This window comes from Streptomyces sp. B8-7 (genome assembly GCF_058833805.1).
In genome coordinates this window covers 225,682-251,487 of sequence record NZ_JBYRRL010000004.1, presented here as the reverse complement: position 1 = coordinate 251,487, position 25,806 = coordinate 225,682, and the positions used below count along the sequence as shown (strand labels likewise).

General features: G+C 72.7%; 19 protein-coding genes. 10 read left to right on the top strand and 9 right to left on the bottom strand.

Features of this window, described 5'->3' with window-relative positions:
• Positions 1–139: 139 nt before the first annotated feature.
• The 5 genes from AC5K6T_RS20990 to AC5K6T_RS20970 all read right to left on the bottom strand — a co-directional run bounded on the left by AC5K6T_RS20990 (position 140) and on the right by AC5K6T_RS20970 (position 8,772).
• Positions 140–1,078, bottom strand: a complete 939-nt coding sequence (locus tag AC5K6T_RS20990; protein ID WP_493211230.1) for an alpha/beta fold hydrolase — start codon at positions 1,076–1,078, stop codon at positions 140–142.
• Positions 1,075–1,563 (bottom strand): phage holin family protein, encoded by a 489-nt coding sequence (locus AC5K6T_RS20985; RefSeq protein WP_493211229.1) that lies wholly within the window; start codon positions 1,561–1,563, stop codon positions 1,075–1,077. The genes AC5K6T_RS20990 and AC5K6T_RS20985 overlap by 4 nt, the downstream gene beginning before the upstream one ends.
• Positions 1,564–1,622: 59 nt before the next feature.
• Complete coding sequence (gene nhaA, locus AC5K6T_RS20980) at positions 1,623–3,053, bottom strand: Na+/H+ antiporter NhaA (protein ID WP_493211227.1); 1,431 nt, start codon at positions 3,051–3,053, stop codon at positions 1,623–1,625.
• A 233-nt stretch (positions 3,054–3,286) separates the two neighbouring features.
• Positions 3,287–5,242, bottom strand: coding sequence for an acetate--CoA ligase (acs, locus tag AC5K6T_RS20975; protein ID WP_493211225.1), 1,956 nt, complete (start codon positions 5,240–5,242; stop codon positions 3,287–3,289).
• A gap of 587 nt (positions 5,243–5,829) precedes the next feature.
• Positions 5,830–8,772 carry a bifunctional SulP family inorganic anion transporter/carbonic anhydrase gene (locus AC5K6T_RS20970; protein ID WP_493211223.1) on the bottom strand — a complete coding sequence of 981 codons (2,943 nt, stop codon included), beginning with the start codon at positions 8,770–8,772 and terminating at the stop codon, positions 5,830–5,832.
• Between the two features lie 335 nt (positions 8,773–9,107).
• Here AC5K6T_RS20970 and AC5K6T_RS20965 point away from each other — a divergent pair, with 335 nt between their 5' ends.
• Positions 9,108–10,382: a polysaccharide deacetylase family protein gene (locus AC5K6T_RS20965; protein ID WP_493211221.1), complete on the top strand. Its 1,275-nt coding sequence runs from the start codon at positions 9,108–9,110 to the stop codon at positions 10,380–10,382.
• A gap of 21 nt (positions 10,383–10,403) precedes the next feature.
• Here the strand turns inward: AC5K6T_RS20965 and AC5K6T_RS20960 are convergent, their stop codons facing one another.
• On the bottom strand, positions 10,404–11,384 hold the full coding sequence (locus AC5K6T_RS20960; RefSeq protein WP_493211219.1) for an ATP-binding protein: 981 nt from the start codon (positions 11,382–11,384) through the stop codon (positions 10,404–10,406).
• Between the two features lie 101 nt (positions 11,385–11,485).
• On the opposite strand from AC5K6T_RS20960, the gene AC5K6T_RS20955 reads away from it, so the two are divergent.
• The gene (locus tag AC5K6T_RS20955; protein WP_493211217.1) at positions 11,486–12,310 is read left to right on the top strand and encodes a Fic family protein; all 825 of its coding nucleotides are present in this window, start codon (positions 11,486–11,488) and stop codon (positions 12,308–12,310) included.
• Positions 12,311–12,545: 235 nt separating this feature from the next.
• Here AC5K6T_RS20955 and AC5K6T_RS20950 read toward each other — a convergent pair whose 3' ends face one another.
• Positions 12,546–14,132, bottom strand: coding sequence for an IS1182 family transposase (locus AC5K6T_RS20950; protein ID WP_493204868.1), 1,587 nt, complete (start codon positions 14,130–14,132; stop codon positions 12,546–12,548).
• 188 nt (positions 14,133–14,320) lie between these two features.
• On the opposite strand from AC5K6T_RS20950, the gene AC5K6T_RS20945 reads away from it, so the two are divergent.
• Entirely contained in the window at positions 14,321–15,274 is a 954-nt protein-coding gene (locus tag AC5K6T_RS20945) for an IS481 family transposase (protein ID WP_493204780.1), read from the top strand.
• A 564-nt stretch (positions 15,275–15,838) separates the two neighbouring features.
• Here the strand turns inward: AC5K6T_RS20945 and AC5K6T_RS20940 are convergent.
• Entirely contained in the window at positions 15,839–16,672 is an 834-nt protein-coding gene (locus AC5K6T_RS20940; protein ID WP_493211215.1) for an HAD family hydrolase, read from the bottom strand.
• A 582-nt stretch (positions 16,673–17,254) separates the two neighbouring features.
• Here AC5K6T_RS20940 and ssd point away from each other — a divergent pair.
• The 7 genes from ssd (at position 17,255) to AC5K6T_RS20905 (ending at position 23,052) form a co-directional block, all read left to right on the top strand.
• Positions 17,255–18,367 carry a septum site-determining protein Ssd gene (gene ssd, locus AC5K6T_RS20935; protein ID WP_493211213.1) on the top strand — a complete coding sequence of 371 codons (1,113 nt, stop codon included), beginning with the start codon at positions 17,255–17,257 and terminating at the stop codon, positions 18,365–18,367.
• 140 nt (positions 18,368–18,507) lie between these two features.
• A complete protein-coding gene (locus tag AC5K6T_RS20930; protein ID WP_493212152.1) occupies positions 18,508–19,926 on the top strand; it encodes a TadA family conjugal transfer-associated ATPase in 1,419 nt (472 codons plus the stop codon).
• Entirely contained in the window at positions 19,914–20,783 is an 870-nt protein-coding gene (locus AC5K6T_RS20925) for a type II secretion system F family protein (protein WP_493211211.1), read from the top strand. Before AC5K6T_RS20930 ends, AC5K6T_RS20925 begins: the two co-directional genes overlap by 13 nt.
• Positions 20,780–21,574: a type II secretion system F family protein gene (locus AC5K6T_RS20920; RefSeq protein ID WP_493211209.1), complete on the top strand. Its 795-nt coding sequence runs from the start codon at positions 20,780–20,782 to the stop codon at positions 21,572–21,574. The genes AC5K6T_RS20925 and AC5K6T_RS20920 overlap by 4 nt, the downstream gene beginning before the upstream one ends.
• A gap of 425 nt (positions 21,575–21,999) precedes the next feature.
• Positions 22,000–22,221 (top strand): DUF4244 domain-containing protein, encoded by a 222-nt coding sequence (locus AC5K6T_RS20915; RefSeq protein WP_493211207.1) that lies wholly within the window; start codon positions 22,000–22,002, stop codon positions 22,219–22,221.
• Positions 22,208–22,573: a TadE family type IV pilus minor pilin gene (locus AC5K6T_RS20910; RefSeq protein ID WP_493211205.1), complete on the top strand. Its 366-nt coding sequence runs from the start codon at positions 22,208–22,210 to the stop codon at positions 22,571–22,573. The genes AC5K6T_RS20915 and AC5K6T_RS20910 overlap by 14 nt, the downstream gene beginning before the upstream one ends.
• A gap of 26 nt (positions 22,574–22,599) precedes the next feature.
• On the top strand, positions 22,600–23,052 hold the full coding sequence (locus tag AC5K6T_RS20905) for an Rv3654c family TadE-like protein (RefSeq protein WP_493212150.1): 453 nt from the start codon (positions 22,600–22,602) through the stop codon (positions 23,050–23,052).
• A gap of 44 nt (positions 23,053–23,096) precedes the next feature.
• Here AC5K6T_RS20905 and AC5K6T_RS20900 read toward each other — a convergent pair whose 3' ends face one another.
• The gene (locus AC5K6T_RS20900) at positions 23,097–25,730 is read right to left on the bottom strand and encodes a DEAD/DEAH box helicase (protein ID WP_493211204.1); all 2,634 of its coding nucleotides are present in this window, start codon (positions 25,728–25,730) and stop codon (positions 23,097–23,099) included.
• Positions 25,731–25,806 lie beyond the last annotated feature (76 nt).

Genomic DNA, 25,806 nt, shown 5'->3' with positions numbered 1-25,806 from the left:
GTATCACGTGGCCGGGTTCGCCTGGCCGGGTCCACGCGCCGGGTTCGCCTGGCCGGGTCCACGTGCCGGGTCCACGCGCCGGGTTCGCGTGGCCGGGCTCACGTGGTCCCGCGCGGGCGGCCCGGTGCTCGGCGGGGGCTCAGCGGTCCGGCTCAGGGTCCTTCAGCCAGTTGATGAGCTCGGTGGAGAACGCCACCGGGTCCTCCTCGTGCGGGAAGTGCCCGAGTCCGTCGAACAGCCGCCAGCGGTACGGCGCCTCGACGTACTCGCCGGAGCCCGCCGCGCTGCGCGTGCGCAGCACCGGGTCGAGGGAGCCGTGCAGATGCAGGGTCGGCACCCGCACCGGCCGCTTCATCCGCCGGTTGAACTGGATGCCGTCCGGCCGGGCCAGGGAGCGGACCAGCCAGCGGTACGGCTCGATGGAGCAGTGCGCCGTGGAGGGGATGCACATGGCCCGCCGGTAGGTGCGCACCGCCTCGTCGTCCGGCAGTCGCGGGCCGGACCATTCCCGGATCAGCTGCCCGACCAGCGCCCCGTCGTCGGCGACGAGCTGCCGTTCGGGGATCCAGGGCCGCTGGAACCCCCAGACGTGGGAACTCGCGGTGGTCTGCTTGACGTCGGCGAGCATCGCCGCACGCCAGCGGCGCGGGTGGGGCATCGAGGCCACCGCCAGACGCCGGATCAGCTTGGGCCGCATCACGGCCGCCGTCCAGGCCAGGTAGCCGCCGAGGTCGTGGCCGACCAGGGCGGCGTCGGGCTCGCCGAGCGACCGGATGACGCCGGTGATGTCGAGGGCCAGGTTGGCCGGGTCGTAGCCGCGGGGCGTGCGGTCGCTGCCGCCGACCCCGCGCAGGTCCATGGCGACCGCCCGGAAACCGGCGTCGGCCAGCGCGGTCAGCTGGTGCCGCCAGGTCCACCAGAACTGGGGAAAGCCGTGCACCAGCATCACGAGCGGGCCGTCGCCGAGCTCCGCGATGTGGAAGCGCGCCCCGTTCGCGGCGACCTCGCGGTGCGTCCAGGGGCCCTGCGGTCGTACGACCGAAGCGGGCGGGGCCGGGGAAGTGGCAGGGTCCGTCATGACGACGAGCGTGCCACAGCCTCGATGGCCGGGGGCGCGGCTTCCTCCGGCAGCGCGGCACGCGGGTGCGGCTTGGCGCTCTGCAGGACGCCCGCCGACTCCTTCACCGACGCGGCGACCTTCTGCGGGCTCTTGCTGCGGGCGGCCTTCTTGGCGAACGCGACGCCGATCAGTCCGAGCACCAGTGCGATCAGCACGTTCGCCAGGAAGGACAGCAGGAAGCACAGGGCCAGGTTCCAGTCGCTCCAGGTGCGGATGCCGTACGCGAGAGCGAAGTTGAGCATGGGCAGCGAGAACAGCAGCACCGCCCCCGCCACGGCGAAGGCACCGCCGCTGACCGCGCCGCGCCGGACGTCCTGCTTGAGCTGAGCCTTCGCCAGCGCGATCTCGTCGTGCACGAGCGCCGACAACTCGTTCGTCGCGGAGGCGAACAACTGGCCGATGCTGCGTTCTGCGCCGACCGGGCTGCCGTCGGGTGCGCTCATCGCGGTCTCCCTCTTCTGACTGGGGCTGGATGTCGAGTCTTTTGTACCGTCCCGTCAGATCATGCCGGACGGTCGTTCCCCTCGCCTGCCCCACCCGTCACTTCGGCAAGCCGCGCCGCGGCCTTCTCCTCCGCCAGACGGCGGTGCTCGGCGGCCTTGTGCTCGTGGATCTCCGCCATCCGCAGGTGGTAGGCCGGGTCGTCCTGCTCGTAGATGTCGGGGATTCCGTCGAGATCCTCGTCGCGTTCCTCGTCCTCGCACAGGCGGCGGTACTTGGCGTTGCGGATCTTGAGCAGGACGGTGGCGAGGGTCGCCGCGATGAGCGAGCCCATCAGGACGGCGGCCTTGATCTCGCCGGTGAGCGTGGGGTCGCCGTCGAAGGCCAGCTCGCCGATGAGCAGCGACACCGTGAACCCGATGCCGGCCAGCGAGGCGACGGCGAAGACGTCCGGCCAGGCCAGTTCCTCGCTGAGGGTGGCGCGGGTGAAGCGGACGGTCAGCCAGGTGCCGCCGAAGATGCCGACTGTCTTGCCGACGACGAGACCGAGGACCACACCGAGGGTCTCCGGCCGGGTGAACACGTCCGCCAGAGCGCCGCCCGACACCGACACGCCCGCGCTGAACAGGGCGAACAGCGGGACGGCGAGCCCCGCCGACACCGGGCGCACCAGGTGTTCTATGCGCTCACCGGGGGAGTGGTCCTCGCCCTCGTGGGTGGTGCAGCGCAGCATCAGGCCCATGGCCACGCCCGCGATCGTGGCGTGGATGCCGCTGTTGTACATCAGCCCCCAGATGACCAGGGCCAGCGGCACGTACACGTACCAGCCGCGGACGCCCCTGCGCAGCAGCAGCCAGAACAGGGCGAGGCCCAGGACGGCGCCGCCGAGCGCGGGGAGCTCGATCTGGTCGGTGAAGAACACCGCGATGATCAGGATGGCGAACAGGTCGTCGACCACGGCCAGGGTGAGCAGGAAGGCCCGCAGCGCGCTGGGCAGGGAGGTGCCGATGACCGCCAGCACCGCGAGCGCGAAGGCGATGTCGGTGGCCGTGGGGACCGCCCAGCCCTTCAGGGAGCCGCCGCCCGTGGTGCTGGTGAGGACGTAGACCAGGGCGGGTACCGCCATGCCGCACACCGCGGCCACCACGGGCAGCACGGCCGCCTTGGGGTCGCGCAGATCGCCCGCGACGAGCTCGCGCTTCAGCTCGATGCCGGCCACGAAGAAGAAGATCGCGAGGAGGCCGTCGGCGGCCCAGTGGGCGACGGAGAGGTCGAGGCCGAGCGCGGACGGCCCGAAGTGGTAGTGCGAGACCGTGTCGTAACTGTCCTGCAGCGCCGGTATGTTCGCCCAGAGCAGTGCGGCCACCGCGGCGACCAGGAGCAGGATGCCGCCGACGGTCTCGGTGCGCAGGGCGTCCGCCACGTAGGTGCGCTCGGGCAGGGACATGCGTCCGAGGAACTTGCGGGGGGCGGTGTTGCGGGGCGCGGCCACGAGGAGGACCTCCGGTCGGTGGGCAGGACGGAGCGCATGCCGACCAGACTTCCCGGCGCACCTTTTTGCTTAGTTTACCTAAGGTGCGTCGGGGCCGTCCGATCATCCTCACGTTAAGCGCAAAAGAGGCACCCGGCGCGGGGGGTGCCGGGTGCCTCTCCCGGGTCTCGGAGCGCGGTGCTCCGCTCCTGCGGCGCGGGCCGGGCGGCCGGTCCGCGCCGGGAGCCGGGTGCTCAGTCCTCGCTGGTCGCGGCCGGGAGCTTCGCCTGGATGAAGTCCATCACCGTGGAGTCGGTCAGGGTGGTGACGTCACCGAGCTGGCGGTTCTCCGCCACGTCCCGCAGCAGCCGCCGCATGATCTTGCCGGAGCGGGTCTTGGGCAGCTCGGCCACCGGCAGGATCCGCTGAGGCTTGGCGATCGGGCCGAGCGTGGCGCCGACGTGGCTGCGCAGCTCGTCCACGAGGGAGTCGTTCTCGGACGCCGTACCGCGCAGGATGACGAACGCGACGATCGCCTGCCCGGTCGTCTCGTCGGCCGCCCCGACCACGGCCGCCTCCGCCACGGACGGGTGCGACACCAGCGCGGACTCCACCTCGGTGGTGGAGATGTTGTGCCCGGACACCAGCATCACGTCGTCCACCCGGCCCAGCAGCCAGACGTCACCGTCGTCGTCCTTCTTCGCCCCGTCGCCGGCGAAGTACTTTCCCTCGAACCGCGACCAGTAGGTGTCGATGAACCGCTGGTCGTCGCCCCAGATGGTGCGCAGCATCGACGGCCACGGCTCGGTCAGCACCAGATAGCCACCGCCGCCGTTCGGCACCTCGCGGGCCTCGTCGTCGACGACGGTCGCGGAGATGCCGGGCAGCGGGCGCTGGGCGGATCCCGGCTTGGTCTCGGTGACCCCCGGCAGCGGGGAGATCATCATCGCGCCGGTCTCGGTCTGCCACCAGGTGTCCACGATCGGGGCCCGGTCCGCGCCGATGTGCTTGCGGTACCAGATCCAGGCCTCGGGGTTGATCGGCTCCCCCACCGAGCCCAGCACCCGGAGACTGCTGAGGTCGAACTTCGCGGGGATGTCGTCGCCCCACTTCATGAACGTACGGATGGCGGTGGGCGCCGTGTAGAGGATCGTCACGCCGTACTTCTGCACGATCTCCCAGAAGCGGCCCTGGTGCGGGGTGTCCGGGGTGCCCTCGTACATGACCTGGGTGGCGCCGTTGGCGAGCGGCCCGTAGACGATGTACGAGTGGCCGGTCACCCAGCCGACGTCCGCGGTGCACCAGTACACGTCGGTCTCCGGCTTGAGGTCGAAGACGGCGTGATGGGTGTAGGCGGCCTGGGTGAGGTAACCGCCGGAGGTGTGCAGGATGCCCTTCGGCCTGCCGGTCGTCCCGGACGTGTAGAGGATGAACAGCGGGTGCTCGGCCTCGAACGCCTCGGCGGTGTGCTCGGCGGGCTGGCGGGCGACGATGTCGTCCCACCACACGTCCCGGCCTTCGGTGAAGGCGACGTCCTGGCCGGTGCGGCGGACCACCAGCACGTGCTCGACGTTGTCCACCTTGCCGATCGCCTCGTCCACGGCGGGCTTGAGGGCGGACGGCTTGCCGCGCCGGTAGCCGCCGTCCGCGGTGATGACGACCTTGGCGTCGGCGTCCTTGATGCGGGTCGCGAGCGCGTCCGCGGAGAAGCCGCCGAACACGACCGAGTGCGCGGCGCCGATCCGCGCGCACGCCAGCATCGCGACCGCGGTCTCCGGGATCATCGGCATGTAGACGGCCACTCGGTCGCCCGCGCGGACACCCAGCTCCAGCAGCGCGTTGGCGGCCCGGGACACCTCGTCCTTGAGCTCGGCGTAGGTGATGGCCCGGCTGTCGCCCGGCTCGCCCTCGAAGTGGATGGCGACGCGGTCGCCGTGGCCGGCCTCGACATGGCGGTCGACGCAGTTGTACGCGACGTTCAGCTCGCCGTCCTTGAACCACTTCGCGAACGGCGGGTTGGACCAGTCCAGGGTCTCGGCCGGTTCCTTGGCCCAGGTCAGGCGCCGGGCCTGCATGGCCCAGAAACCGAGCCTGTCAGCCTTGGCCTGCTCGTACGCCTCCGCTGTGACGTTGGCGTTCGCGGCCAGGTCCGCGGGCGGCGCGAACCTGCGCTCCTCTTTGAGCAGGTTGGCCAGGCTCTCGTTGCTCACGACATCTCCCTTTCCCGGGGTGTCCGTTGTGTCCCAGGCCACAGCTCATCAGACCAGGGGGGCCGATGACAAGGGTCGGCCGAGAATTGGTGTAGACCTGTCGGGGTCGAGATGCCGGGCCATGGACCGGCGCGTCCGTCCCCGTGACCGGGCGTACGACGGTTCACACGGACGCCCCGGCCCTCGGGTTCACCGTGCGGCGGTCTGCGCGCCGGCCGCGAGCGGCACTTCCCCGTGTGCCCGACTCGCCTGGCGGCGGCCCGGCGCAGCGAGTCGCCGCCAGGCGGCACTCCGGGGTTCCCAGGAGAGCCGAGGCCGGAGGCAGCGGGCGGGTGCAGGCAGCCGGGGCCGGGCAGCCCCGCCCGGCTGCTCGGGCCGCCCCGCCCGGAGCTCCGGTGCGGTCCGCCGGGATGCGCCCGGGAGCGACGGGTGGTGGGTCCGGAGGCCCGGCGCCTTTGACGGGCGCCGGGGCCGACCGGGCCCCGGCCCCATGGGTGCCGGCCCCTGCCGTACGGGGACCGGGTGTCGGGCGCGTGGGGCGCACAGGCGGGCCGGGTCCAGGGGCGCACGCCTGCCGGCCGCCCGTGTCACGCCGGGCTGGGCAGTTCCTCCGCCCCGGTGACGTGAGTGAACAGCTCCCCTCCCGCTCCGCCCGTGAGGAGGTACGCCTGTGCCTCGCCCACGTGGAAGTACACCCCGTGGAGCTCCAGCGCACCTTGCCGGAGCGCGCGGGCGACCGACTCGTGAGCGCGCAGATGCTCCAACTGCTGGACCACGTTGGTCAGGCACAGCTGCTCGAAGGCGTCCGCGGGGCGCCGCCCGGCGATCCGGGCCCAGGGCCGGCTGCCGTCCGCCATCCGCTCCAGGCTCGGCAGGCCGTGCCGCAGCCACCGCTTGAGCGGTGTCTGTACACCCCCCGGCTCGGAGTTGAGCAGCGCCTGCATGGCACCGCATCCCGAGTGCCCGCACACCGTGATGGACCGTACGTTCAGCACGTCCACCGCGTACTCGATCGCCGCCGCGACCGAGTCGTCGCCGCTCTCCGCGCCCGGCAGCGGCACGAGGTTGCCCACGTTGCGGACCACGAACAGGTCGCCCGGACCACTGGAAGTGATCATCGAGGTGACCACGCGCGAGTCGGCACAGGTCAGGAACAGCTGGGCGGGACGCTGGCCCTCGCGGGCCAGCCGTGCCAGCTCGCCCCGCACTCTGGGGGCGGTGTTGCTCTGGAACGCGCTCATGCCACGGACCAGTTGGTGCTCACCCGTGTCCTCCCCTCCGGGGCGGAGTCCGGCGGAGGGTGCTGTCCGCCGGGCGGTGCCGTGCGGCTGTCCGCCGGATGGGCCGGACGGCCGGCCCCCGGTGGAGGGGCCGGGGGCGTCGCCCGTGGCCGGCGCCGAGGAGGGTGCGGCGGCCCCCCGGAGCTCGGGGGCTCTGCCGAGGAGGGGTGGGCCGAGGGGCGGTCCCGGCGTGCTGTTCTGTTCGAGGGCTCCTTCCGGTGTGCGGGTGGGCGGGTCGCTGAGAGGGTGCGTGAGGTCGGGGAGCGGGCCCTTGGCGCCCTGGGCCGGGGTGTGCCCCTGTGCGGGGTCGCCGTACGGGAGCAGACCGGTGTCCTGGTCCGTGCCCGCGTCCGGGGCCGCCGGGGTCCGCGGCCTCGCGCACTGGTGGTTGCGCCAGGGCGTCCAGGGGCGGCAGCGGCAGTCGGACGTGCCGGCCGGGGAGCGCCCGTCGGTGGTGACGTGGTCCTCGCGGAGGTCCGCGAGTTGGGCGGGCTCGGCGATCCGGACTCCGGCGCGGCGCCCGGTCAGTTCGACCGTGCCTCCTTGGGCGGTGTGCGTGCTCTGCCAGTCCTGCAGTGTCTCGTAGGCCGCGTGGTCCATGAACGAGCCGTCCAGCTCCACGACGACCGAGGCGCCTTGGGGTACGAGATGCAGGACGCGGCTGAGCCTCGGTACCGCGAGGAACGTCAGCTGGCCGCGGACATGTACGTGGTGGACTCCTTCCTGCTCGTCGTGGGTGATGCGGGTGCGGGCGAGGCGGTGGAGGGCGACGGCGACGGCCACGGCGATGCCGAGTGCCACGCCTTCCAGGACTCCGAGGAGCACCACGCCGGAGATGGTGGCGGCGTAGGCGAGTGCCTCTCGGTGGCGGGTCACCGTGCGGATGTGGTTGAGGGACACCATCTGGATGCCGACGGCCATCACCAGGGCGGCGAGTGAGGCGAGCGGGATGAGCTCCAGGATCGGGACCATCAGCAGCGCGGCGACTACTACGAGAACGCCGTGCAGCATCGTGGAGTTCCGGCTGACGGCACCGGATCGGACATTCGCCGAGCTGCGCACGGCCACACCGGCAACGGGCAGTCCTCCGAGGGCGCCTGAGACGATGTTGGCCGCTCCCTGGCCGAGGAGTTCGCGGTCGAGATCGGACCGGGCGGGGTCGCGTCCCGGGCCGGCATCGGCTCGTCCTCTTCCGCGCCGGCCGGGTCCGGGCTGTCCCGGTCGGGGCCGGTCGGGGCTGTGGCCGGGCCCGGAGCCGGACTCCTCGGTGCCGTGCAGGGCTGTCCCGGACGCGGCCGCGTCGGAGTCGGCCGTGCCGGGGCCGACGTGCGCGGCTCGTCGCGCGGCGATCAGCTTGTCCACGGCGACCGCGCCGAGCAGCGACTGCACGCTGCACACCAGCGTGATGGTGAGGACAGCCGCGGCGAGACCGGCCACCGGACCCTCGGGCAGGCCGGCCAGGGCGTGGCTGCTCCAGGACGGCAACTCCACCTTGGGCAGGCTGAGTGCGGTGAGCGAGGCGGTGGCGGTGGCTCCGGCGACCGCGACGAGCGGGGCCGGGACGGCGCGCAGCAGTCGGCCGATCCGGCCGGGGAGTCTGGGCCAGAGCAGCAGCAGGGTGAGGGTGAGGATGCTCATCAGCACGGCCGCGGGGTGCAGATGCGCCAGTTGGGCGGGCAGGGCGGTCAGGTTGTCGAGGACCGCGCTCTGCGGGGTGCCGCCGAGGACGATGTGCAGCTGGGCGACGGCGATGGTGACGCCGATTCCGGCGAGCATGCCGTGGACGATCGCGGGGCTGACGGCGAGCGCGGTACGGGCCACCCGCAGTCTGCCGAGCAGGAGTTGGGTGCATCCGGCGAGGAGGGTGATGGCGCAGGTGGTGCGCCAGCCGTACCGGTGGATGAGGTCGGCGGTGACGACCGTCAGCCCGGCGGCGGGACCGCTGACCTGGAGCGGGGAGCCGCCGAGGAGCCCCGCGACGATGCCGCCGACCGCGGCGGCGACCAGGCCGGCCTGGAGCGGGGCGTCGGTGGCGAGGGCGATGCCCAGAGAGAGGGGGAGGGCGATCAGGAAGACCGCGATCGACGCGGACACGTCGGCGCCCGAGAGGCGGGCCCGTCGGCGGTGCGGGCCCGTCGGCGGGCTGTGCGGCCGGTGGATGCGTTCGGTGCGGGTGGAGTCGGCTGGCGCCTCCTTCGTCACGGGTGCGGAGTCCAGGGGCTGGGGGTGTGCGGGGACGCTGGCTGACATGTTCCCGTCTCCTCCGGGGCGGCGCGGTCGCGGAAGCAGGGGGGTCCCCGCCGGGGCGGGGTCGGTCGCGGCCGTGGGTCACGGCGTGCAGCGGCGGGATGGATCAACGCTCGGTAAACGGATCGTAATGCAGAGTAAAGGCTCAGCATGGACATTCGACGCATTTGGGCTAACGCGTCACCACAAAGAGTGAAGTGGTCTTCTGGTCGGCTTGTCGTACTAATTCCGTCCCGGTCCCGTGCGAGGTTGGCGGCGCTGTCGGTTCGTCCCGGCACATCAGCTCGCACACGCCGTCATCAGCATGGGCCCGAGAGAAGGAAGAAGGTGGGCGGAAGATGGCCGCCACCCAGAGGATCGCCGTGGGCGCCGTGGCCGTAGCGGCCTGCGCCGCGTCCCTGGCCGGTTGCGCGAACGGCGCCCGGGACGCCGACCAGGGAGCGCCCGGACCGCAGAAGGTGAAACCGGCCCCGGCACCCGCGAAGGTGGTCCGTCTCATCGGCGACGGTTCCACCGCGTACACCGGCGCGCAGCCGCACCTGCCGCGGGCGGAGCGGCTGAAGCCCGGTCAGAAACCACCGCAGTTCGTCGTGTTCTCCTGGGACGGCGCGGGCGAGGACAGTCAGCGGCTGTTCTCCCACTTCCGCAAGGTCGCCAAGGACAACAACACGACCATGACCTACTTCCTCAGCGGCGTGTACCTGCTGCCCGAGGACAAGCGCGATCTCTACCGGCCCCCGCAGCACTCACCGGGCCGCTCGGACATCGGTTTCAACGACAGGCAGGGCATCGCCGACACCGTCAAGCAGCTGCGTCTGGCGTGGCTGGAGGGCAACGAGGTCGGCACGCACTTCAACGGCCACTTCTGCGGCAAGGGCGGCGGTGTCGGCGAGTGGTCGGTCGAGGAGTGGAAGGACGAGATCGCGCAGGCCAAGCACTTCGTGAAGTCCTGGAAGACGAACACCGGGATGACGAAGGCCGCCCCGCTGCCCTTCGACTACGAGAAGGAGCTCGTCGGCGCCCGCACGCCCTGTCTGGAGGGTCAGGAGAACTTCCGCAAGGCCGGCCGGGAGCTGGGCTTCCGCTATGACACCAGCGGCGTCAACAACCAGGTGTGGCCCGGCAAGAAGGAGGGGCTGTGGGATCTGTCGATGCAGCTGGTCCCCTTCCCCGGCCATTCCTTCGAGCAGCTCAGCATGGACTACAACTTCATGGTCAACCAGTCGGGCACCGCGACCCAGGGCGATCCGGGCAAGCACGCCTTCTGGGGTGACCAGATGCGTGACGGCCTGCTGGCCGGCTTCGACCGCGCCTACAACGGCAACCGCGCGCCTCTGATCATCGGCAACCACTTCGAGTCCTGGAACGGCGGCACCTACATGCGCGCCGTCCAGGAGGTCATCGAGCGGGTCTGCACCCGTTCGGAGGTGCGCTGCGTGTCCTTCCGGCAGCTCGCCGACTGGCTGGACGCGCAGGACCCGACGACGCTGGCCAAGCTGCGTACCCTGGGCGTCGGCGAGGCGCCCGCGCAGGGCTGGCAGTCCTTCCTGTCGGGCAGCCCGGCCGCCCCGGCCCCGAAGGGCGTGCCGGGAGCCCCGGCGGCCGGGTCCTGACGGTGCCGTACCGGGCGGGGCTCACGCCGGCTGCGTGACGCTCTCGCCGAGGACGAAACCGGGGTCGATCTGCGCCGCCAGGTCGACCCCGGTGCGCTCGTCGCCCCACGACCGGGCGTTCTTCAGATGGAAGTGCACCATGTGGCGGGTGTAGCGCTCCCAGTCGCGCCGTGCGTACGTCGCATCGACGGCTGTGTGCAGGGTGCTCAGGGCGTCGCGGTTGGCCTCTTCCAGGAAGGCGAACCGTGGCGGGCGGCCCTTCTCCATGGCGCGCACCCAGTCGGAGTGGCCCACGGTCACGAGCAGGTCCTCCCCGACCTCGGCGTGCAGGAAGTCGAGGTCGTCCGGGCCTTGCACCTTGTTGCCCACGACCTTCAGTTCGACGCCGAAGTCGCGGGCGTACTCCTTGTACTGGCGGTAGACGGAGACCCCCTTCCGGGTCGGCTCGGCGACGAGGAACGTCATGTCGAAGCGGGTGAACATGCCCGAGGCGAAGGAGTCGGAACCTGCCGTCATGTCGACGACCACATACTCGCCGGGGCCGTCGACCAGGTGGTTGAGGCAGAGCTCCACCGCTCCGGTCTTGGAGTGGTAGCAGGCGACCCCCAGGTCCGCGTCGGTGAAGGGGCCGGTGACCATCAAACGGACGGCACCGCCGTCGAGTTCCACCGGCCGGGCGCAGGCGTCGTAGACCGGGTTGTCCTCGTGCACCCGCAGCAGCCGCGAGCCCTGACCGGGCGGTGTCGTCTTGATCATCGTCGCCGCGGAGGCGATGCGCGGGTTGCTGCCGCGCAGATAGTCCTTGATCAGCGGCAGTCGCTCGCCCATGGCGGGCAGGCCCGCCGCCTCCGCCTCGTCGAGGCCGAGCGCGGCGCCCAGATGCTGGTTGATGTCGGCGTCGACTGCGACGACCGGTGCTCCGCTGGCTGCCAGATGGCGGACGAAGAGGGAGGACAGGGTCGTCTTGCCGCTGCCGCCCTTCCCGACGAAAGCAATTTTCATGTTCAGAAAGCGTAGTGGCGCAGAGTGCGCAGGGGCGGGCCGTACGTGAAGAAGACCACTCCTTCGTGGGGCGCGGGCGCGGGTTGCGTACTGTCGTACCCATGAGTACGACTGGTGCGACCGCCGATCCGATCGCGGCCCTGGGCGCACTGCCCGGTGTGCCCGACTCCGTCGAAACCGTGCGCAAGTCCGTGGACCGCGTCTACGGCCACCGGGTCATGCGCCGTCGCGGCAACGAGGTCACGTCCGAGGCGGCGTTGCGCGGGGCGCGCGGCTCGGCGGCTCTGTCGGGCGCGGACTGGGCCCTGGAGGAGGTGCGCCGGCGCACCGACTTCAGCGGCGGCGACGAGGCGCAGGTGATGGGAGGCGCGCTGCGGCTGACGGCCGAGGCGGGGCAGCTGCTGTCCATCTGGCGTCAGTCGCCCTTGCGTGTGCTGGCCCGGCTGCACCTGGTCGCGGCGGCGGCCGACACCGGTCGCACGGGGCGGCCGCGCCTGGCGGGCGAGCCGGTCGACGAGCCACTGGTGGAGCTTCCGCTGCCGGATGCCGACGCGGTCGCCGGTCGCCTGGAGGCGCTGTCGGAGCTGATCGTGGCGGGCAGCTCGGCTCCGGCGCTGGTCACGGCGGCCGTGGTGCACGGTGAGCTGATGGCGCTGCGTCCGTTCGGCTCGCTGAACGGGCTCGTGGCGCGGGCGGCCGAGCGGATCGTCCTGGTCGGCAGCGGTCTGGATCCGAAGTCCGTCTGTCCGGCCGAGGTCGGCCACGCCGAGCTGGGCCGGGCCGCCTATGTGGCGGCGCTCGACGGCTATGCGTCCGGCACGCCCGAGGGCATGGCGGCCTGGATCGCCCACTGCGGCAGCGCTGTCGTGCTGGGTGCGCGCGAGTCCACCGCGGTCTGCGAGGCACTCCAGCGCGGGGCGGCGTAGGGCGTGTTTCGAAAGTCCCGCCTGCCTGGCGGCGTCTGGCACGCACGCTCGCCGCGTTGTCGGGCTCGCCCCGATACATCCAGTATCGGGGCGACCCTCCGCCTTGCGATCGCACGCACCAGACGCCGCCAGGCCTGCCCTTCGGGCAGACGACGCTACTTTCGAAACACGCCCTAGAAGGCTGCTGAAAATCTTGTTGGGGGCTGTCCGGCCTGAGGCCGGATGGCCCCTTTCCCTATGCGGTGGCGGGGGTGAGGTGCCAGGTAGTGCTGGTCCGGGTGAGTCCGAGGTTGATCAGTCGGCGGAGGTTGAGGGCGGCGGCGCGGTGGTGGAGCCAGATGTTGTTGGCGATCACGCCGCGGTGGGGGACTCTGCGGTTGCCTTTGCCGACGAGCCAGGCGATGGCGCGTTCGACGGGGGGCCGCCATCGGCGGTATTCGTCCTGCCAGGCGGGGTCGGTGGCGGCCTGGTGGCGGGCGGCGGCCAGCAGTTCGTGCTGGGGGTGGACGTTCACGGTGCGTCCGGTCTTGGAGGTGGTGCAGCGTTCCCGCAGGGGGCAGTCGGCGCAGAGGCGTTTGAACTGGGCGGTGCGGGCGCCGTCTGCTTTGACCTGCCCGAGGTTGGCGGTGTGTCCGGCCGGGCAGGTCGCGGTGCCGGCGGCCAGGTCGAGGCGGAAGTCGTCGATGGTGAAGCCGCCGGGGACGGCCGTCCGGATCGGCGGCGGTTTGATCACCAGGGTGTGGCCCTGGCCTTGAAGGCGCTCGCGCAGTTCGCCGGTGCCGTAGGCGGAATCGCCGAGCACGGTTAACTCCGTGCCCTCTTCTTCGTCGGCCAGCAGGTCGGCGGCGATGGCGGCCTCGTGGTTGCCGGGCCCGTAGCCGCCGGTCAGGGCGACGGCGGTGAACAGTGCGGTCTCCGGCTCGAAGGAGACATGTCCTTTGAAGCCGTCCTGGTGGCGGGTGCGGTTCTTGTGGATGTGCCGGGCGTCGGGGTCGACGGTGGACACCGTCCGGTCGGGTGCTGTGCGCTTGGCGATGCGCCAGCGGCCGTCGCGGCCGTCGGAGTCCTTGGCGGGTTCCACGTCCTGTCCGGCGACCAGGGCCAGCAGGCCGACGGCGTCCGCCGCCTTCTCGCCCAGGTTCTGCTCGGGCAGGTGTCCGAGCAGGTTGAGGGCGTCGGTGACCAGCGCGTCGACCAGCGCGGCGCGGGCCGTCTCGTCGTCCCAGGCGATCCTCGGTTTGCCCGGGTTGGTGTAGTCGTGGGCCGTGCACCACCGGCCGGCCGTCTCCTGGCCGCCGGGAACCTCTCGGATCACCCGCCGGATCGCGGAAATGATCTGGGTGACGGTGTCCTGGGTGGCCACCGCGTCATCGAGGACGGTGGAGTCCAGCGCCCGCCGCTGCTTGCCCTTGAGCACCCCGGTCGCGGCCACGACCTCCTTGACCTTGGTGAAGATCCGCGTCGGATCGGCCGAGTTGCGCAGGCGGCGCCGGAAGTACGTCAACAACGACGGATCGAACGCGGTGTCGTGCAGGCCGAGCCCGCAAGCGGCCTTCCACCGCAGGTCACACCGCAATTCCTGAACGACCTCGAAGTCCGACAGCCCGTGCAGGCTCTGCAGCACCACGGTCGCGGCCAGGACCTGTGGCGGCAGACTCGGACGGCCGTTGGACGAGGGATACATGTCCGCGAACATCTCCGCCGGGAACAGCACCTCGCGGTGCTCGGCCAGGAACGCGAACACACTCCCCGCCGGGATCAGCTCCCGGCACGTCTCCCACACATCCGGCCCGACCGGCTCCCCGGCCCATTCCCCCTGCATGCCTACAAGACTGGCCCCGACTCCACCGAGCCGGGGCCAGAACACCAGATTTTCAGCAGCCTTCTAGGTGTATCGCCCCGGGAGGTTGTGGACGGGTGATGGAGGTCTCGGCTGGGACTGCTTGAACGGGTGAGGGCCTTCCGGGTTCGGTGTGGATTGCGACGTCTACACCGACCAGAAAGGCCCTCGTGCCCCACCGTAATGCACCCCTGACCGAGACCGGACGCCTGCGCCTGGCCCGCTGTGTGGTCGAGGACGGCTGGCCGCTGCGGCGGGCCGCCGAGCGGTTCCAGGTCTCGCCCACCACCGCCCAGCGGTGGGCCGCCCGCTACCGGGCCCTGGGCGAGGCCGGAATGGCCGACCACTCCTCCCGCCCGCACCACAGCCCCCGGCGGACGCCGACCCGCACCGAACGCCGGATCATCAAGATCCGGCTCCTGCGCCGGTGGGGACCGGCCCGCATCGCGCACCTGCTGGACCTGGTGCCCTCCACCGTCCACCGGGTCCTGACCCGCTACGGCCTGGCCCGCCTCACGCACCTGGACCGGGCCACCGGCCGGAACATACGCCGCTACGAACGCGAACGTCCCGGCGAACTGGTGCACGTGGACATCAAGAAGCCCGGCAACATCCCCGACGGCGGCGGCCACAAGACCCTGGGCCGCCAGGCCGGCCGCAAGAACCGCCGGAACGCCGGCTACAGCTACATCCACACCGCCGTCGACGACCACTCCCGCCTCGCCTACAGCGAGATCCTCACCGACGAGAAGAAAGAAACCGCCACCGCCTTCTGGACCCGGGCCCACGCCTACTTCACCGGCGTCGGGATCACCGTCGAGCGCGTCCTGACCGACAACGGCTCCTGCTACAAGTCCCACGCCTGGCGCGACACGCTGGCAGCGGCCGGGATCACCCACAAACGAACCCGGCCCTACCGGCCCCAGACCAACGGCAAGGTCGAACGCCTCAACCGCACCCTGCTCGACGAATGGGCCTACGCCCGCCCCTACCGCTCAGAACAGGAACGACGCGACGCCTTCCCCCAGTGGCTGCACACCTACAATCACCACCGCGGACACACCGCGCTGAAGGGCAAACCACCCGCCAGCCGCGTCCCCAACCTCACAGGGCAATACACCTAGGCGCGGCCGCCCCGCGCCGGGGTTCCTGCCGCCGGTCGGACCAGGGGGCCGTCCGCGTGCATGCCGGGGACGGAGGGTGTCTCCGCTCCTCCGCTCCTCCGGTCGCCTGCAGTCGGAAGCGTCTGGGCGGGAAACATCCGGGCGGGAAGCGGACGGACGGCGTCCGGCGGACACCCGGGCGGGGGCCGCCGTTCGGGACCCCGGAAAGAGGTTGCGGCGGTACGAGTTCTCGTACCGCCGCTGGCATGTTCACCCGGTTACCAAGCGTCCTCGATGTGTTGCCCATCAGGTCGGGATCTTTGCCCGTCACCTGGTGCGGCTGGCCCGTATTCGACGGGTCGACGTCGCGTGGGTGCCCGGTGTCCATGCGCGGTCCGTGGGGCCGAATGCGTAGTTGAGGTGATCCTCGCGGATGTCCTTGGTCTCGCGGGCCGTTGACTCCTTTGTACTCCAGGTCGGGAGCAAGTGGTAGTCCTGGCCATACTTCTTTACTTTCCCGCTCAAACGGGATGAAGGCCGGCCTCCGTTTCCCGGTGCGCCCGGCTGTGCCGAGGCAGGCGCAGGTCAGGCCGTCGCGGCACGGCGGCGGCTGGCGTACCAGACGAACCCCGCGGTGGCCGCCGCCGCCCCGATGGCAGCCGCGGCGACGAGCGCCGGCCGCGGCGGCACGGAGAAGGCGGGCAGCCGCTGCTTGAGCCGCACGGGCCGGTGGAAGTCCAGAACCGGCCACCCCCGGGCGAGGGCCTCGCGGCGCAGGGTGCGGTCCGGGTTGACGGCGTGCGGATGGCCGACCGCCTCCAGCATCGGAAGATCGGTCGCCGAGTCGCTGTAGGCGTAGCACCTCGAGAGGTCGTACCCCTCGGACTCGGCCAACTCCCTGATCGCCTCCGCCTTGGTCGGCCCGTAGGCGTAGTAGTCCACTTCCCCGGTGAAGCAGCCGTCGTCCCCCACGACCATCCGGGTGGCGATCACGCGGTCGGCGCCCAGCAGCTCACCGATGGGCTCGACGACCTCCGCGCCCGAGGTGGAGACGATCACCACGTCGCGGCCGTCGACGTGGTGTTCCTCGATCAGGGAGGCGGCCTCGTCGTAGATGATCGGGTCGACGATGTCGTGCAGGGTCTCGGCGACGATCTCCTTGACCTGCCGGACGTTCCAGCCGCGCACCATCTGGGACAGGTAGTCGCGGGTCCGTTCCATCTGGTCGTGGTCCATGCCGCCGACGAGGAAGACGAACTGGGCGTATGCGGTGCGCAGGGCGGCCCTGCGGTTGATCAGCCCGCCTTGGTAGAACGACTTGCTGAACGTGAGTGTGCTCGACTTCGCAATGACCGTCTTGTCCAGGTCAAAGAAGGCGGCTGTGCGGGGCATCGAGTGGTTTTCCACGCCTCTGAGCATAGGCGCAGCCCATTCGGCGTAAGGTAGGGCGTGTGGGTTTGCCTGAGAAGGCTCTCGGGTACACCATGGAAGTCACGGATCGTTCGCGACCGTGCTAACCCGGCCCGACTCCTCCCCCCCCGAGTCGGCCGTGGGGACGACCCCCGCTCTCCCCCCCGGCGGGGGTCGTCGCATGTCCGGGTGGGTTTTCCTGTGTTCCGCGCGGCGTCGGGCCGTATCCGGGTGACGATGGCAGAGTGATTGTCATGCCCATGATTGATTACGTGGAGTAGTTGTCGGACTCCTCTGCGGGTGTCGTACTGGAGACGGTGCACGGTCACCGGTATGGGTGAAGGAGATATTCACAACCACTCGGCCGTCCACAGATATCGACCAAGATCCACACGTTTTGCGGGATCGCTGCACCGTGATTCCAGCGCGTCCCGAACACGGCGAGTTCGTGACCTCTTCCGTTTGCGGGACGCGCTTGACCGGTTTCTGGCGGCCCCTCATATGGAAGCCGCTCACCCGGTTCTTCACACCCACGGGAATCGCGGGGCCGCACGGGCCCCGCGGGACACGCAGCGAAGGGGGAGCCGCACCATGGCCGACGTCATCACCCACGATCCACCGCCCGCCGCGGGAGGCAGGCCGAGCCGGCCGCTCATCGTCACCGAGGACCCGGATCTCCTCGACGACCTGCTCCGGCTGTGCGCGGCCGCGGGCGCCACGCCCGAGGTGCGGCCCGCCCTGCCGGCCCGGCGGGACGGCTGCGGCGGCTGGGAGGCCGCGCCCCTGGTCCTGGTCGGCGACGACGCCTCCGGGCGAGTGCGAGGAGCCGCCCGCAGACGCGGAGTGGTGCTGGTGGGCCACGACCAGGACGACTCCGGCGTCTGGCAGCGCGCCGTCGAGATCGGCGCCGACCACGTGCTGATGCTGCCCGACGGCGAACAGTGGCTCGTCGACCGACTCGCCGACGTCGCCGAGGGCGTCGGCCGGCCCGCACTCACCGTCGGGGTCATCGGCGGCCGCGGCGGCGCCGGAGCGTCCACCCTGGCCGGCGCCCTCGCCGTCACGGCCGCCCGCGAAGGGCTGCGCGCCCTGCTCGTGGACGCCGACCCGCTCGGCGGCGGGCTCGACGTCCTGCTCGGCGGCGAGAGCACCGAAGGACTGCGCTGGCCCGCCTTCGCGGGGTCGCACGGCCGGGTCGGCAGCGGAGCCCTGGAGGAGTCGCTGCCCGAACTGCACTCGCTGCGTGTCCTCAGCTGGGACCGCGGCGACCGGGTCGCCGTCCCGCCGCAGGCCGTCCGCGCGGTGCTCGCCGCCGCCCGGCGCCGCGGTGGCACCGTCGTCGTCGACCTGCCCCGCCGGTTCGACGAGGGCGTGGCCGAGGTGCTGTCCCAGCTCGACGTCGGCATCCTCGTCGCCCCCGCCGAACTGCGCGCCGTCGCCGCGGCCGGGCGCGTGGCCTCCGCGTTCGGCATGATCCTGCGCGACCTGCGCGTCGCCGTCCGCGGTCCCTTCGCCCCCGGCCTCGACGCGCGCGAGGTCGCCCGGCTCCTCGGGCTGCCCCTCGTCGGCGAGGTCCCGGTCGAGTCCGCACTGCTGCGCCCGCACGCGCGCAGGACCCCGCCCGGCGTGGGCGGACGCGGCCCGCTCGCCCGCTTCTGCAAGGAGTTCTGGGAGCGCGCCCTCACCGAGGCGGGGGCGGTATGACCAGCCTGCCCGGGCCCGGAAAGCCGGCCGCGCCGCGCCGAGACCCGAACCTGCTGTCCGGCCGCCCGGCGCTGCTCCAAAGCCAGTCCGTCAGACCGGCCGGACGCCGGGACGCGTCCACTCACGTGCCCTCGCACGGCATGCCGTGGCCGGCCGACGGCCGCGGTGCGGCCACCCCCGGGCTGCTGGAGGGCGTACGGCGCCGGCTGGCCGAGACAGGCGCCGAACCGACCCCCGCGCGCGTGGCGCAGGCGCTGCGGGAGCAGGGGCGGGTGCTCGGTGACGCCGAAGTACTCAGAGCGGCCGAACAGCTGCGGTCGGAGCTGACCGGCAGCGGGCCGTTGGAGCCGCTGCTCGCCGATCCCCGCGTGACCGACGTGCTCGTGTCGGCTCCCGACCGGGTCTGGGTCGACCGGGGTGGCGGCCTGGAGCTGACCCGGGTCGCGTTCACCGACGCGGCCGCGGTACGGCGGCTCGCGCAGCGCCTGGCCGCGGTGGCCGGACGGCGGCTCGACGACGCCCGCCCCTGGGTCGACGCCCGGCTGCCCGACGGCACCCGGCTGCACGCGGTGCTGCCCCCGGTCGCCGTCGGCTGCACCTGCCTGGCCCTGCGGGTGGTGCGGCCGCGTGCGTTCACACTCGACGAACTGGTGGCCGCGGGCACGGTTCCGCCGGGAGGGGACCACGTCCTGCGAGCCCTGCTGCGGGCCCGGCTGTCCTTCCTGATCAGCGGAGGCACCGGAAGCGGGAAGACGACCCTGCTCAGTGCCCTGCTCGGGCTGGTCGGGCCCGAGGAGCGGATCGTGCTCGCCGAGGACTCGGCGGAGCTGCGGCCCGATCACCCGCACGTCGTGCGCCTGGAGACGAGGCCCGCAAACCAGGAGGGCGCCGGGCTCGTCACCCTGGAGGACCTCGTCCGCCAGGCCCTGCGGATGAGACCGGACCGGCTGGTCGTGGGCGAGGTGCGCGGGCCCGAAGTGGTGCATCTGCTCTCGGCTCTGAACACCGGCCACGACGGTGGCGGAACCGTGCACGCCAACGCCGCCGCCGATGTGCCCGCGCGGCTGGAGGCGCTCGGGACGGCGGCAGGGCTCGACCGGTCCGCACTGCACAGCCAGTTGGCCGCCGCCCTGTCGGTGGTGCTGCACCTGGCGCGCGACGGGACCGGGCGCCGCAGGGTCGCCGAAGTGCACGTGCTGGAAAGGGACTCCGCCGGCCTGGTGCACACGGTGCCGGCGTTGCGCTGGGGAGCGCGGGCCTTCCGACGCGAGCCGGGCTGGACGCGGTTGCGAGAACTGCTCGGGGAGGACTGCCTGGACCAGCAGCGGCAGCAGCAGCGGCGACAGAGCCGCCCGGGCCTGGAAGAGCACGGAGGCTGCGGAAGCGACGGAAGCGACGGAAGCGATGGAAGCGACGGAAGCGATGGAGGCGATGGAGGCGATGGAGGCGATGAAAGAGGCGGAAGTGACGGAAAGAACGGAAGCCGGGCAGGCGAGGGGCGTGAGACACGTGCACCGGATGGGACGGATCGGGAGGGAGCAGGCGTGTGGACGCGGTGAGTGAGACGGGGGTCGCGGCGGCCCTGGTGTGTGCGGCGGGAGCGGCCTGGCTGGCCGGTGAACGGCAGTCGGGTGCCCGGCGGGCGCGGACACTGCTGGCCGGCGGCGGTGCGGTGGGTTGGGGTCCGCCCGCATGGTCACAGCTGACCGGCCCGCTGCGCCGGCTGCGGGAGCGGGTGCGGCCCGAGTGGTGGTCCCCCGTCGCGGGGCTGGTGGTCGGCGTACTGGGTGCCTCGGTGCTGCCTGCCGTCGCGGGAGCGGTCGCGTTGCCGGTCCTGCGGCGGGTACGGCTGGCCCGCGAGGCCCGCAGCGCGCGGGACCGCCGGGCCGACGCGGTCATCGCCCTGTGCGGCGAACTCGCCGGCGAGGTACGGGCGGGGCGGCAGCCGGGCGAGGCGCTGCTGCGGGCCGCGCAGGCGTCCGGCGGGCTCGGAGAGGGCCGGTCCGCCGTACTGGCGGCCGCCCGCTTCGGCGGAGACGTACCCGAAGCCCTCGCGGTCGTCGCGGACCGGCCCGGGGCGGAAGGGCTCCGGGGGCTGGCCGCGTGCTGGCAGGTGGCCGTGGACCAGGGCGCCGGACTCGCGGCCGGGATCGACCGGCTCGAAGGGGCGCTCCGGGCGCAGCGCGATCAGTGCGCCGATCTACGGGCCCAACTGGCCGGGGCGCGTTCCACCGCGGTGCTGCTCGCCGGGCTTCCCGTGCTCGGTCTGCTGCTCGGGGCCGCTCTCGGCGCGGACCCGCTGCGGGTGCTGCTGCACACCGGTGCGGGGTGGGGCTGTCTGCTGGCCGGCGCGGTGCTGGAGGGGGCGGGTCTGTGGTGGGTGATGCGGATCGTCCGGGGAGTGGAGGCGTCATGAGCCACGAGATCGTCCACAGGCTGTGGGCCCTGCCGGCGGCGGGTCTCGCGGTGATCTGGGCGGGCCACCGGATCGCCGGCGTGCGAAGCGAACGCAGGATCAGACGTCGGCTGACCACGATGCTCGCGTTGGAGGCGGCGGTCGTCCGGCGGGAGAGGTCACACAGGGTCGCCGTGCTGCGGAGATGGCTCCCTCCGGTGGGCGTGGCGAGTGCCGGATGGGTGCTGTTCGGCGGGCTGACCGGAGTGCTGGCGGGGCTGGCGGGGGCGGTCGTGTTCTGGCGCTGGCGACACCGTCGGGGCAGCGGGGCGCCTGCACGTGGTGATGAGGCCGGGCGGGGCGCTCCGGGGTCCGGTGAGCTTCCGCTCGCGGCGGATCTCCTGGCGGCCTGTATCGCCGCCGGGGCCGGCCCGGTGGTCGCGGCTCAGGCGGTGGGTGACGCCGTGGGCGGCCCCTTCGGGAGGGCACTCGCCTGCGGCGCGGCCGAGGTCCGGCTCGGCGGAGACCCGTCCGGGGCCTGGCGGGAGCTCGCCGCACTCCCGGGCGCGCAGGGCCTGGCGCGGCTGCTGGAGCGAGCCGCGGTCTCAGGGCTCCCCGCGGCAGCGCCCGTCGCCCGGCTCGCGGCGGACGCCCGAGCGGAGTGGACCCGCGCGGCGACGGCCCGCGCCAGACGGGCGGCCGTATTCGTCACGGCTCCGGTCGGACTGTGCTTCCTGCCCGCCTTCATCGCGGTGGGCGTGCTGCCCGTGGTGATCGGACTGGCCGGGTCGGTACTGGAGGCCGGACGGTGACCGCGGGTGGGCCGCGGCACCTCGGCCCGGCGGTGCGGCCTGGACCGGCGGCGTGGTGTGGCGGCGTGGTGTGGCGGCGTGGTGCGGGCGGTGGCCTGCCATGACGGCGCGGCCTGACGCCGCGAGGCACGGCAGGTCCGGCGGTCGACTGCCCGGCGGTGCCCGGCGCTGAACGCCGACTGTCGGACGGGTGCTCGGACGGTGGTGCAGCGCTGGCGACGGATGACAGATGACAGATGACAGATGACAGATGGCGGACGGTGGTGCGGTGGTGCGGGGGTGCGGTGGTGTGGGCGGACGGTGCGTCGGCGTCCGTCGGTCCGTCACCCGGTCGGCAGCGGTCCGTGGAACGCGAGGTGGGCGACGGAGAGCGCGACCTGGCGGCTGGAGGCAAGGAAAGGAACGGAAAACTCATGGAGGTCGGGATGTGCGCAGTGGTTCGGGCGCGGTTGGGCGCTCTGGTGCGTGGGGCGCGCGGCTGGCGCCGGGCATGGCGGGCGGATGCGGGGATGGTGACCTCGGAGTACGCCCTGGGCATCGTCGCGGCGGCCGCTTTCGCCGTGGTGCTCTACAAGGTCGTCACCAGCGGCCAGATCAGCGCCGAGTTGCAGGCCGTCGTGAAACGGGCCCTCGATGCGGGGGTGTGAGCAGCGGTCGGACCGCGGGTTCGTGACGGCGGAGACGGCTCTGGTGCTGCCGGTGCTGGTGATGTTCACCATGGCGCTGATGTGGGGGTTGCTCGTGATGACCGCGCAGATCCGCTGCATGGACGCGGCCAGGACGGGTGCCCGCGCGGCGGCCCGGCAGGATCCTGACGACACGGTCGTGAGGCTGGCCCGCGCGGCGGCGCCGGCCGGAGCGAGGGTCAGTGTCACCCGGCAGGGTGATCTCGTCCGGGTCGCCGTGGTGGCCGAGCCGCCCGTCCTGACGGGACTGCCCTTCGAGGTGAGGGAGGAGGCCGTGGCGGCTGCGGAGCAGAGGGTGGGGGCAGGGCCGTGAGGGCGTGGGAAGCGGCGGAGCCGGGGCTGTTCGGGGGGACGGGCCCGGCCCCGGGGCGACGGCCGGGTGCGGACCGTGGCTCCGCGACCGTGTGGGGCGTGGGCGCGATCGCGGTGCTGTGTACCGTGTTCGGCGTCGCGCTCGCGCTGGGACAGGTCGTCGTGGTCCGGCAGCACGCGGCACGCGGCGCCGATCTGGCGGCGCTCGCCGCGGCGGATCGCTGGGCCCGGGGCGAGCGGGCCGCCTGCGAGCACGCGGCGCGTGTGGCGCGGGCGCAGGCGGTGAGACTGGTGCGATGCGTGCTGACGGGCGACCTCGCGGAGATCACCGCGGCCTCCGACCGCGGCCCCTTCACGGCCGAGGCGAGATCCCGGGCCGGCCCGGCGGGGACGGACCCACGAGAGCCGCTCTGGCCGCCGCCGGGGGTGGCGCCCGGCACGACCGGCCCGGGGGCGGATCTCGGTCCGGGGCCGCGATAGGACGGCCGGGGTCCAGGCGGGGTGGGGTGCACTCCCCGCGAGCTCTACGGGCGGTCGGGTTCGGCCTCGTCGTAGCCGGCCTCCTCGGCGGGAGCCGGGTGTGCTTCCTCGGGGTGGGCGCCCCCGGGAGCCCGGCGGAGGGCGACGCCCGGGCGCTCCGGGTCCGGGTCCGGGCGGCCGGCGTCGCTCGTGGCCGGGGCTGCGAGGGGTCGGGCGTTCTCGGGGGTGTCCTCCGGGGCCCCGCGGAGCAGCACGGTCAGCAGGCGTACGGCGCCGCGCTTGTGCAGCGGGTCGTTGCCGTTGCCGCACTTGGGGGACTGGATGCAGGAGGGGCAGCCGGCCTCGCACTCGCAGGAGGCGATGGCCTCCCGGGTGGCGGTGAGCCAGCTGCGGGCCGTGTGGAAGGCGCGCTCGGCGAAGCCGGCACCCCCGGGGTGGCCGTCGTAGACGAAGACGGTGGGCAGCAGCGTGTCGGGATGGAGCGGGACCGACACGCCGCCGATGTCCCAGCGGTCGCAGGTCGCGAAGAGAGGCAGCATGCCGATCGAGGCGTGTTCGGCGGCGTGCAGGGCGCCGCCGAGGATCTCCGGGCCGATCCGGGCGGCGTCGAGCTGGTCCTCGGTGACCGTCCACCACACGGCACGGGTGCGCAGGACGCGGGGCGGGAGGTCCAGCCTGGTCTCGCCCAGCACCTCGCCGGTGATGAGGCGCCGGCGGAGGAAGGAGACGACCTGGTTGGTGACTTCGACGGAGCCGTAGCACAGGCGGCCGTCCCCCCAGGGGACCTCGGTGTCGGTCTCCAGGACGGAGACGGCGGTCGTGTCGCGGGCCACCGTCGAGTAGGGCGGATCGGCCTCCGCGACGAGGGCGACGGAGTCGGCCAGGTCGAGGGAGCGGACGAGGTAGGTACGGCCCTGGTGGAGGTGGACGGCGCCCTCGTGGACCGTCGTGTGGGCCGAGGCGGCGTCGACCGTGCCGAGCAGACGGCCGGTGCCGGCCTCGACGATCTGCACGGGGCTGCCTCCTCCGCCGCGGATGTCGGCCAGGTCGGCGGCCCGCTCGCGGCGCGTCCAGTGCCAGGCCCGGGTGCGGCGGCGCAGCAGCTTCGCGGCCTCCAGCTGCGGCAGCAGGCCGGCGCTCGCGGGGCCGAACAGCTCCAGGTCGTCCTGGGTCAGCGGGATCTCCGCGGCGGCCGCGCACAGGTGCGGGGCGAGCACGTAGGGGTTGTCGGGGTCGAGAACGGTCGACTCCACGGGCCGGTCGAAGAGCGCCTCGGGATGGTGGACGAGGTAGGTGTCCAGGGGGTCGTCGCGGGCGACCAGGACGGCCAGGGCGCCCTGGCCGGAGCGGCCCGCCCGGCCGGCCTGCTGCCACAGGGACGCTCGGGTGCCGGGGTACCCCGAGATCAGGACCGCGTCCAGCCCCGAGACGTCGACGCCGAGTTCGAGGGCGGTGGTGGCGGCGAGGCCGAGCAGTTCGCCCGAGTGCAGCGCCTGTTCGAGGGCGCGGCGCTCCTCGGGGAGGTAGCCGCCGCGGTAGGCGGCCACCCGCCGGGCCAGGGAGCGGTCGACCTCGGCCAGCCTCTCCTGGGCGATCACCGAGATCAGCTCGGCACCGCGCCGGGAGCGGACGAAGGCGACGCTGCGCACACCCTGCAGGGTCAGGTCGGTGAGCAGGTCGGCGGTCTCCGCGGTGGCCGTGCGGCGGACCGGGGCGCCCTTCTCGCCCCGCAGCTCGGTGAGCGGCGGCTCCCACAGGGCGAACACCAGTTCCCCGCGGGGGGAGGCGTCGTCGGCGACCTCCACCACCGGCAGTCCGGTCAGGCGGCCGGCGGCCGCAGCGGGCTCGGCGGCGGTCGCCGAGGCGAGCAGGAACACGGGCGAGGCGCCGTAGCGGGCGCACAGGCGGCGCAGCCGGCGCAGGACCTGGGCGACGTGGGAGCCGAAGACCCCGCGGTAGGTGTGGCACTCGTCGATGACGACGTACGTCAGCGTCTTGAGGAAGGAGGACCAGCGGGGGTGCGACGGAAGGATGCCGCGGTGCAGCATGTCCGGGTTGGTGAGGACGTAGTTGCCGTGCTGCCGGATCCACTCGCGTTCCTCGAACGGCGTGTCGCCGTCGTACACGGCCGCGCGCACCGCGTTGCCCAGCGGCTGGGCGAGGGCGCGCACCGAGCGGCACTGGTCGGCGGCCAGGGCCTTGGTCGGCGCCAGGTACAGCGCGGTCGCGCCGCGGCCGCCCGGCGCCCGGGAGCCCTTGAGAAGGGTGGAGAGCACCGGGACCAGGTACGCCAGCGACTTGCCGGAGGCGGTGCCGGTGGCCACGACCACGGACTCCCCGTCCAGGGCGTGCTCGGCGGCGCGCGCCTGGTGCTCCCAGGGGTGCTCGATGCCTGCGGCCTGCACGGCGGCCACGACGGAGGACGAGATCCGGTCGGGCCAGACGGCATGGCGGCCCGCACGCGGGGGCAAGTGCTCCGTATGAGTGATGCGCGCGGCCCGGCTCGGACCCGAGGCGAGCCGGTTCAGGATCGTGTCCGGCGGCGGGCGGAGCGCGGAGTCCGTCGGGGATCGATCGGATCGGTGATTCTTGGCCATCGGCACCGAGTGTGTCACCGGCGTGACGGACAATGGGCTCAAGGCGTCGTGCACGCCTGCCGGTAAGTGATTGAATGCCATCGCGGCTGGCGAACCTCCCGGGGGCTCCGCCGAGGAGCCCAAGGGCGACCGCTCGATAGCAAGGTGCTGGAGGATC

Coding starts and splice junctions, on each gene's coding strand:
- AC5K6T_RS20990 (WP_493211230.1), bottom strand. CDS start 1,078: ATGACGGACCCTGCCACTTCCCCGGCCCCGCCCGCTTCGGTCGTACGA.
- AC5K6T_RS20985 (WP_493211229.1), bottom strand. CDS start 1,563: ATGAGCGCACCCGACGGCAGCCCGGTCGGCGCAGAACGCAGCATCGGC.
- AC5K6T_RS20970 (WP_493211223.1), bottom strand. CDS start 8,772: ATGTCAGCCAGCGTCCCCGCACACCCCCAGCCCCTGGACTCCGCACCC.
- AC5K6T_RS20965 (WP_493211221.1), top strand. CDS start 9,108: ATGGCCGCCACCCAGAGGATCGCCGTGGGCGCCGTGGCCGTAGCGGCC.
- AC5K6T_RS20960 (WP_493211219.1), bottom strand. CDS start 11,384: ATGAAAATTGCTTTCGTCGGGAAGGGCGGCAGCGGCAAGACGACCCTG.
- AC5K6T_RS20955 (WP_493211217.1), top strand. CDS start 11,486: ATGAGTACGACTGGTGCGACCGCCGATCCGATCGCGGCCCTGGGCGCA.
- AC5K6T_RS20950 (WP_493204868.1), bottom strand. CDS start 14,132: ATGCAGGGGGAATGGGCCGGGGAGCCGGTCGGGCCGGATGTGTGGGAG.
- AC5K6T_RS20940 (WP_493211215.1), bottom strand. CDS start 16,672: ATGCTCAGAGGCGTGGAAAACCACTCGATGCCCCGCACAGCCGCCTTC.
- ssd (WP_493211213.1), top strand. CDS start 17,255: ATGGCCGACGTCATCACCCACGATCCACCGCCCGCCGCGGGAGGCAGG.
- AC5K6T_RS20930 (WP_493212152.1), top strand. CDS start 18,508: ATGCCGTGGCCGGCCGACGGCCGCGGTGCGGCCACCCCCGGGCTGCTG.
- AC5K6T_RS20920 (WP_493211209.1), top strand. CDS start 20,780: ATGAGCCACGAGATCGTCCACAGGCTGTGGGCCCTGCCGGCGGCGGGT.
- AC5K6T_RS20915 (WP_493211207.1), top strand. CDS start 22,000: ATGTGCGCAGTGGTTCGGGCGCGGTTGGGCGCTCTGGTGCGTGGGGCG.
- AC5K6T_RS20910 (WP_493211205.1), top strand. CDS start 22,208: ATGCGGGGGTGTGAGCAGCGGTCGGACCGCGGGTTCGTGACGGCGGAG.
- AC5K6T_RS20900 (WP_493211204.1), bottom strand. CDS start 25,730: ATGGCATTCAATCACTTACCGGCAGGCGTGCACGACGCCTTGAGCCCA.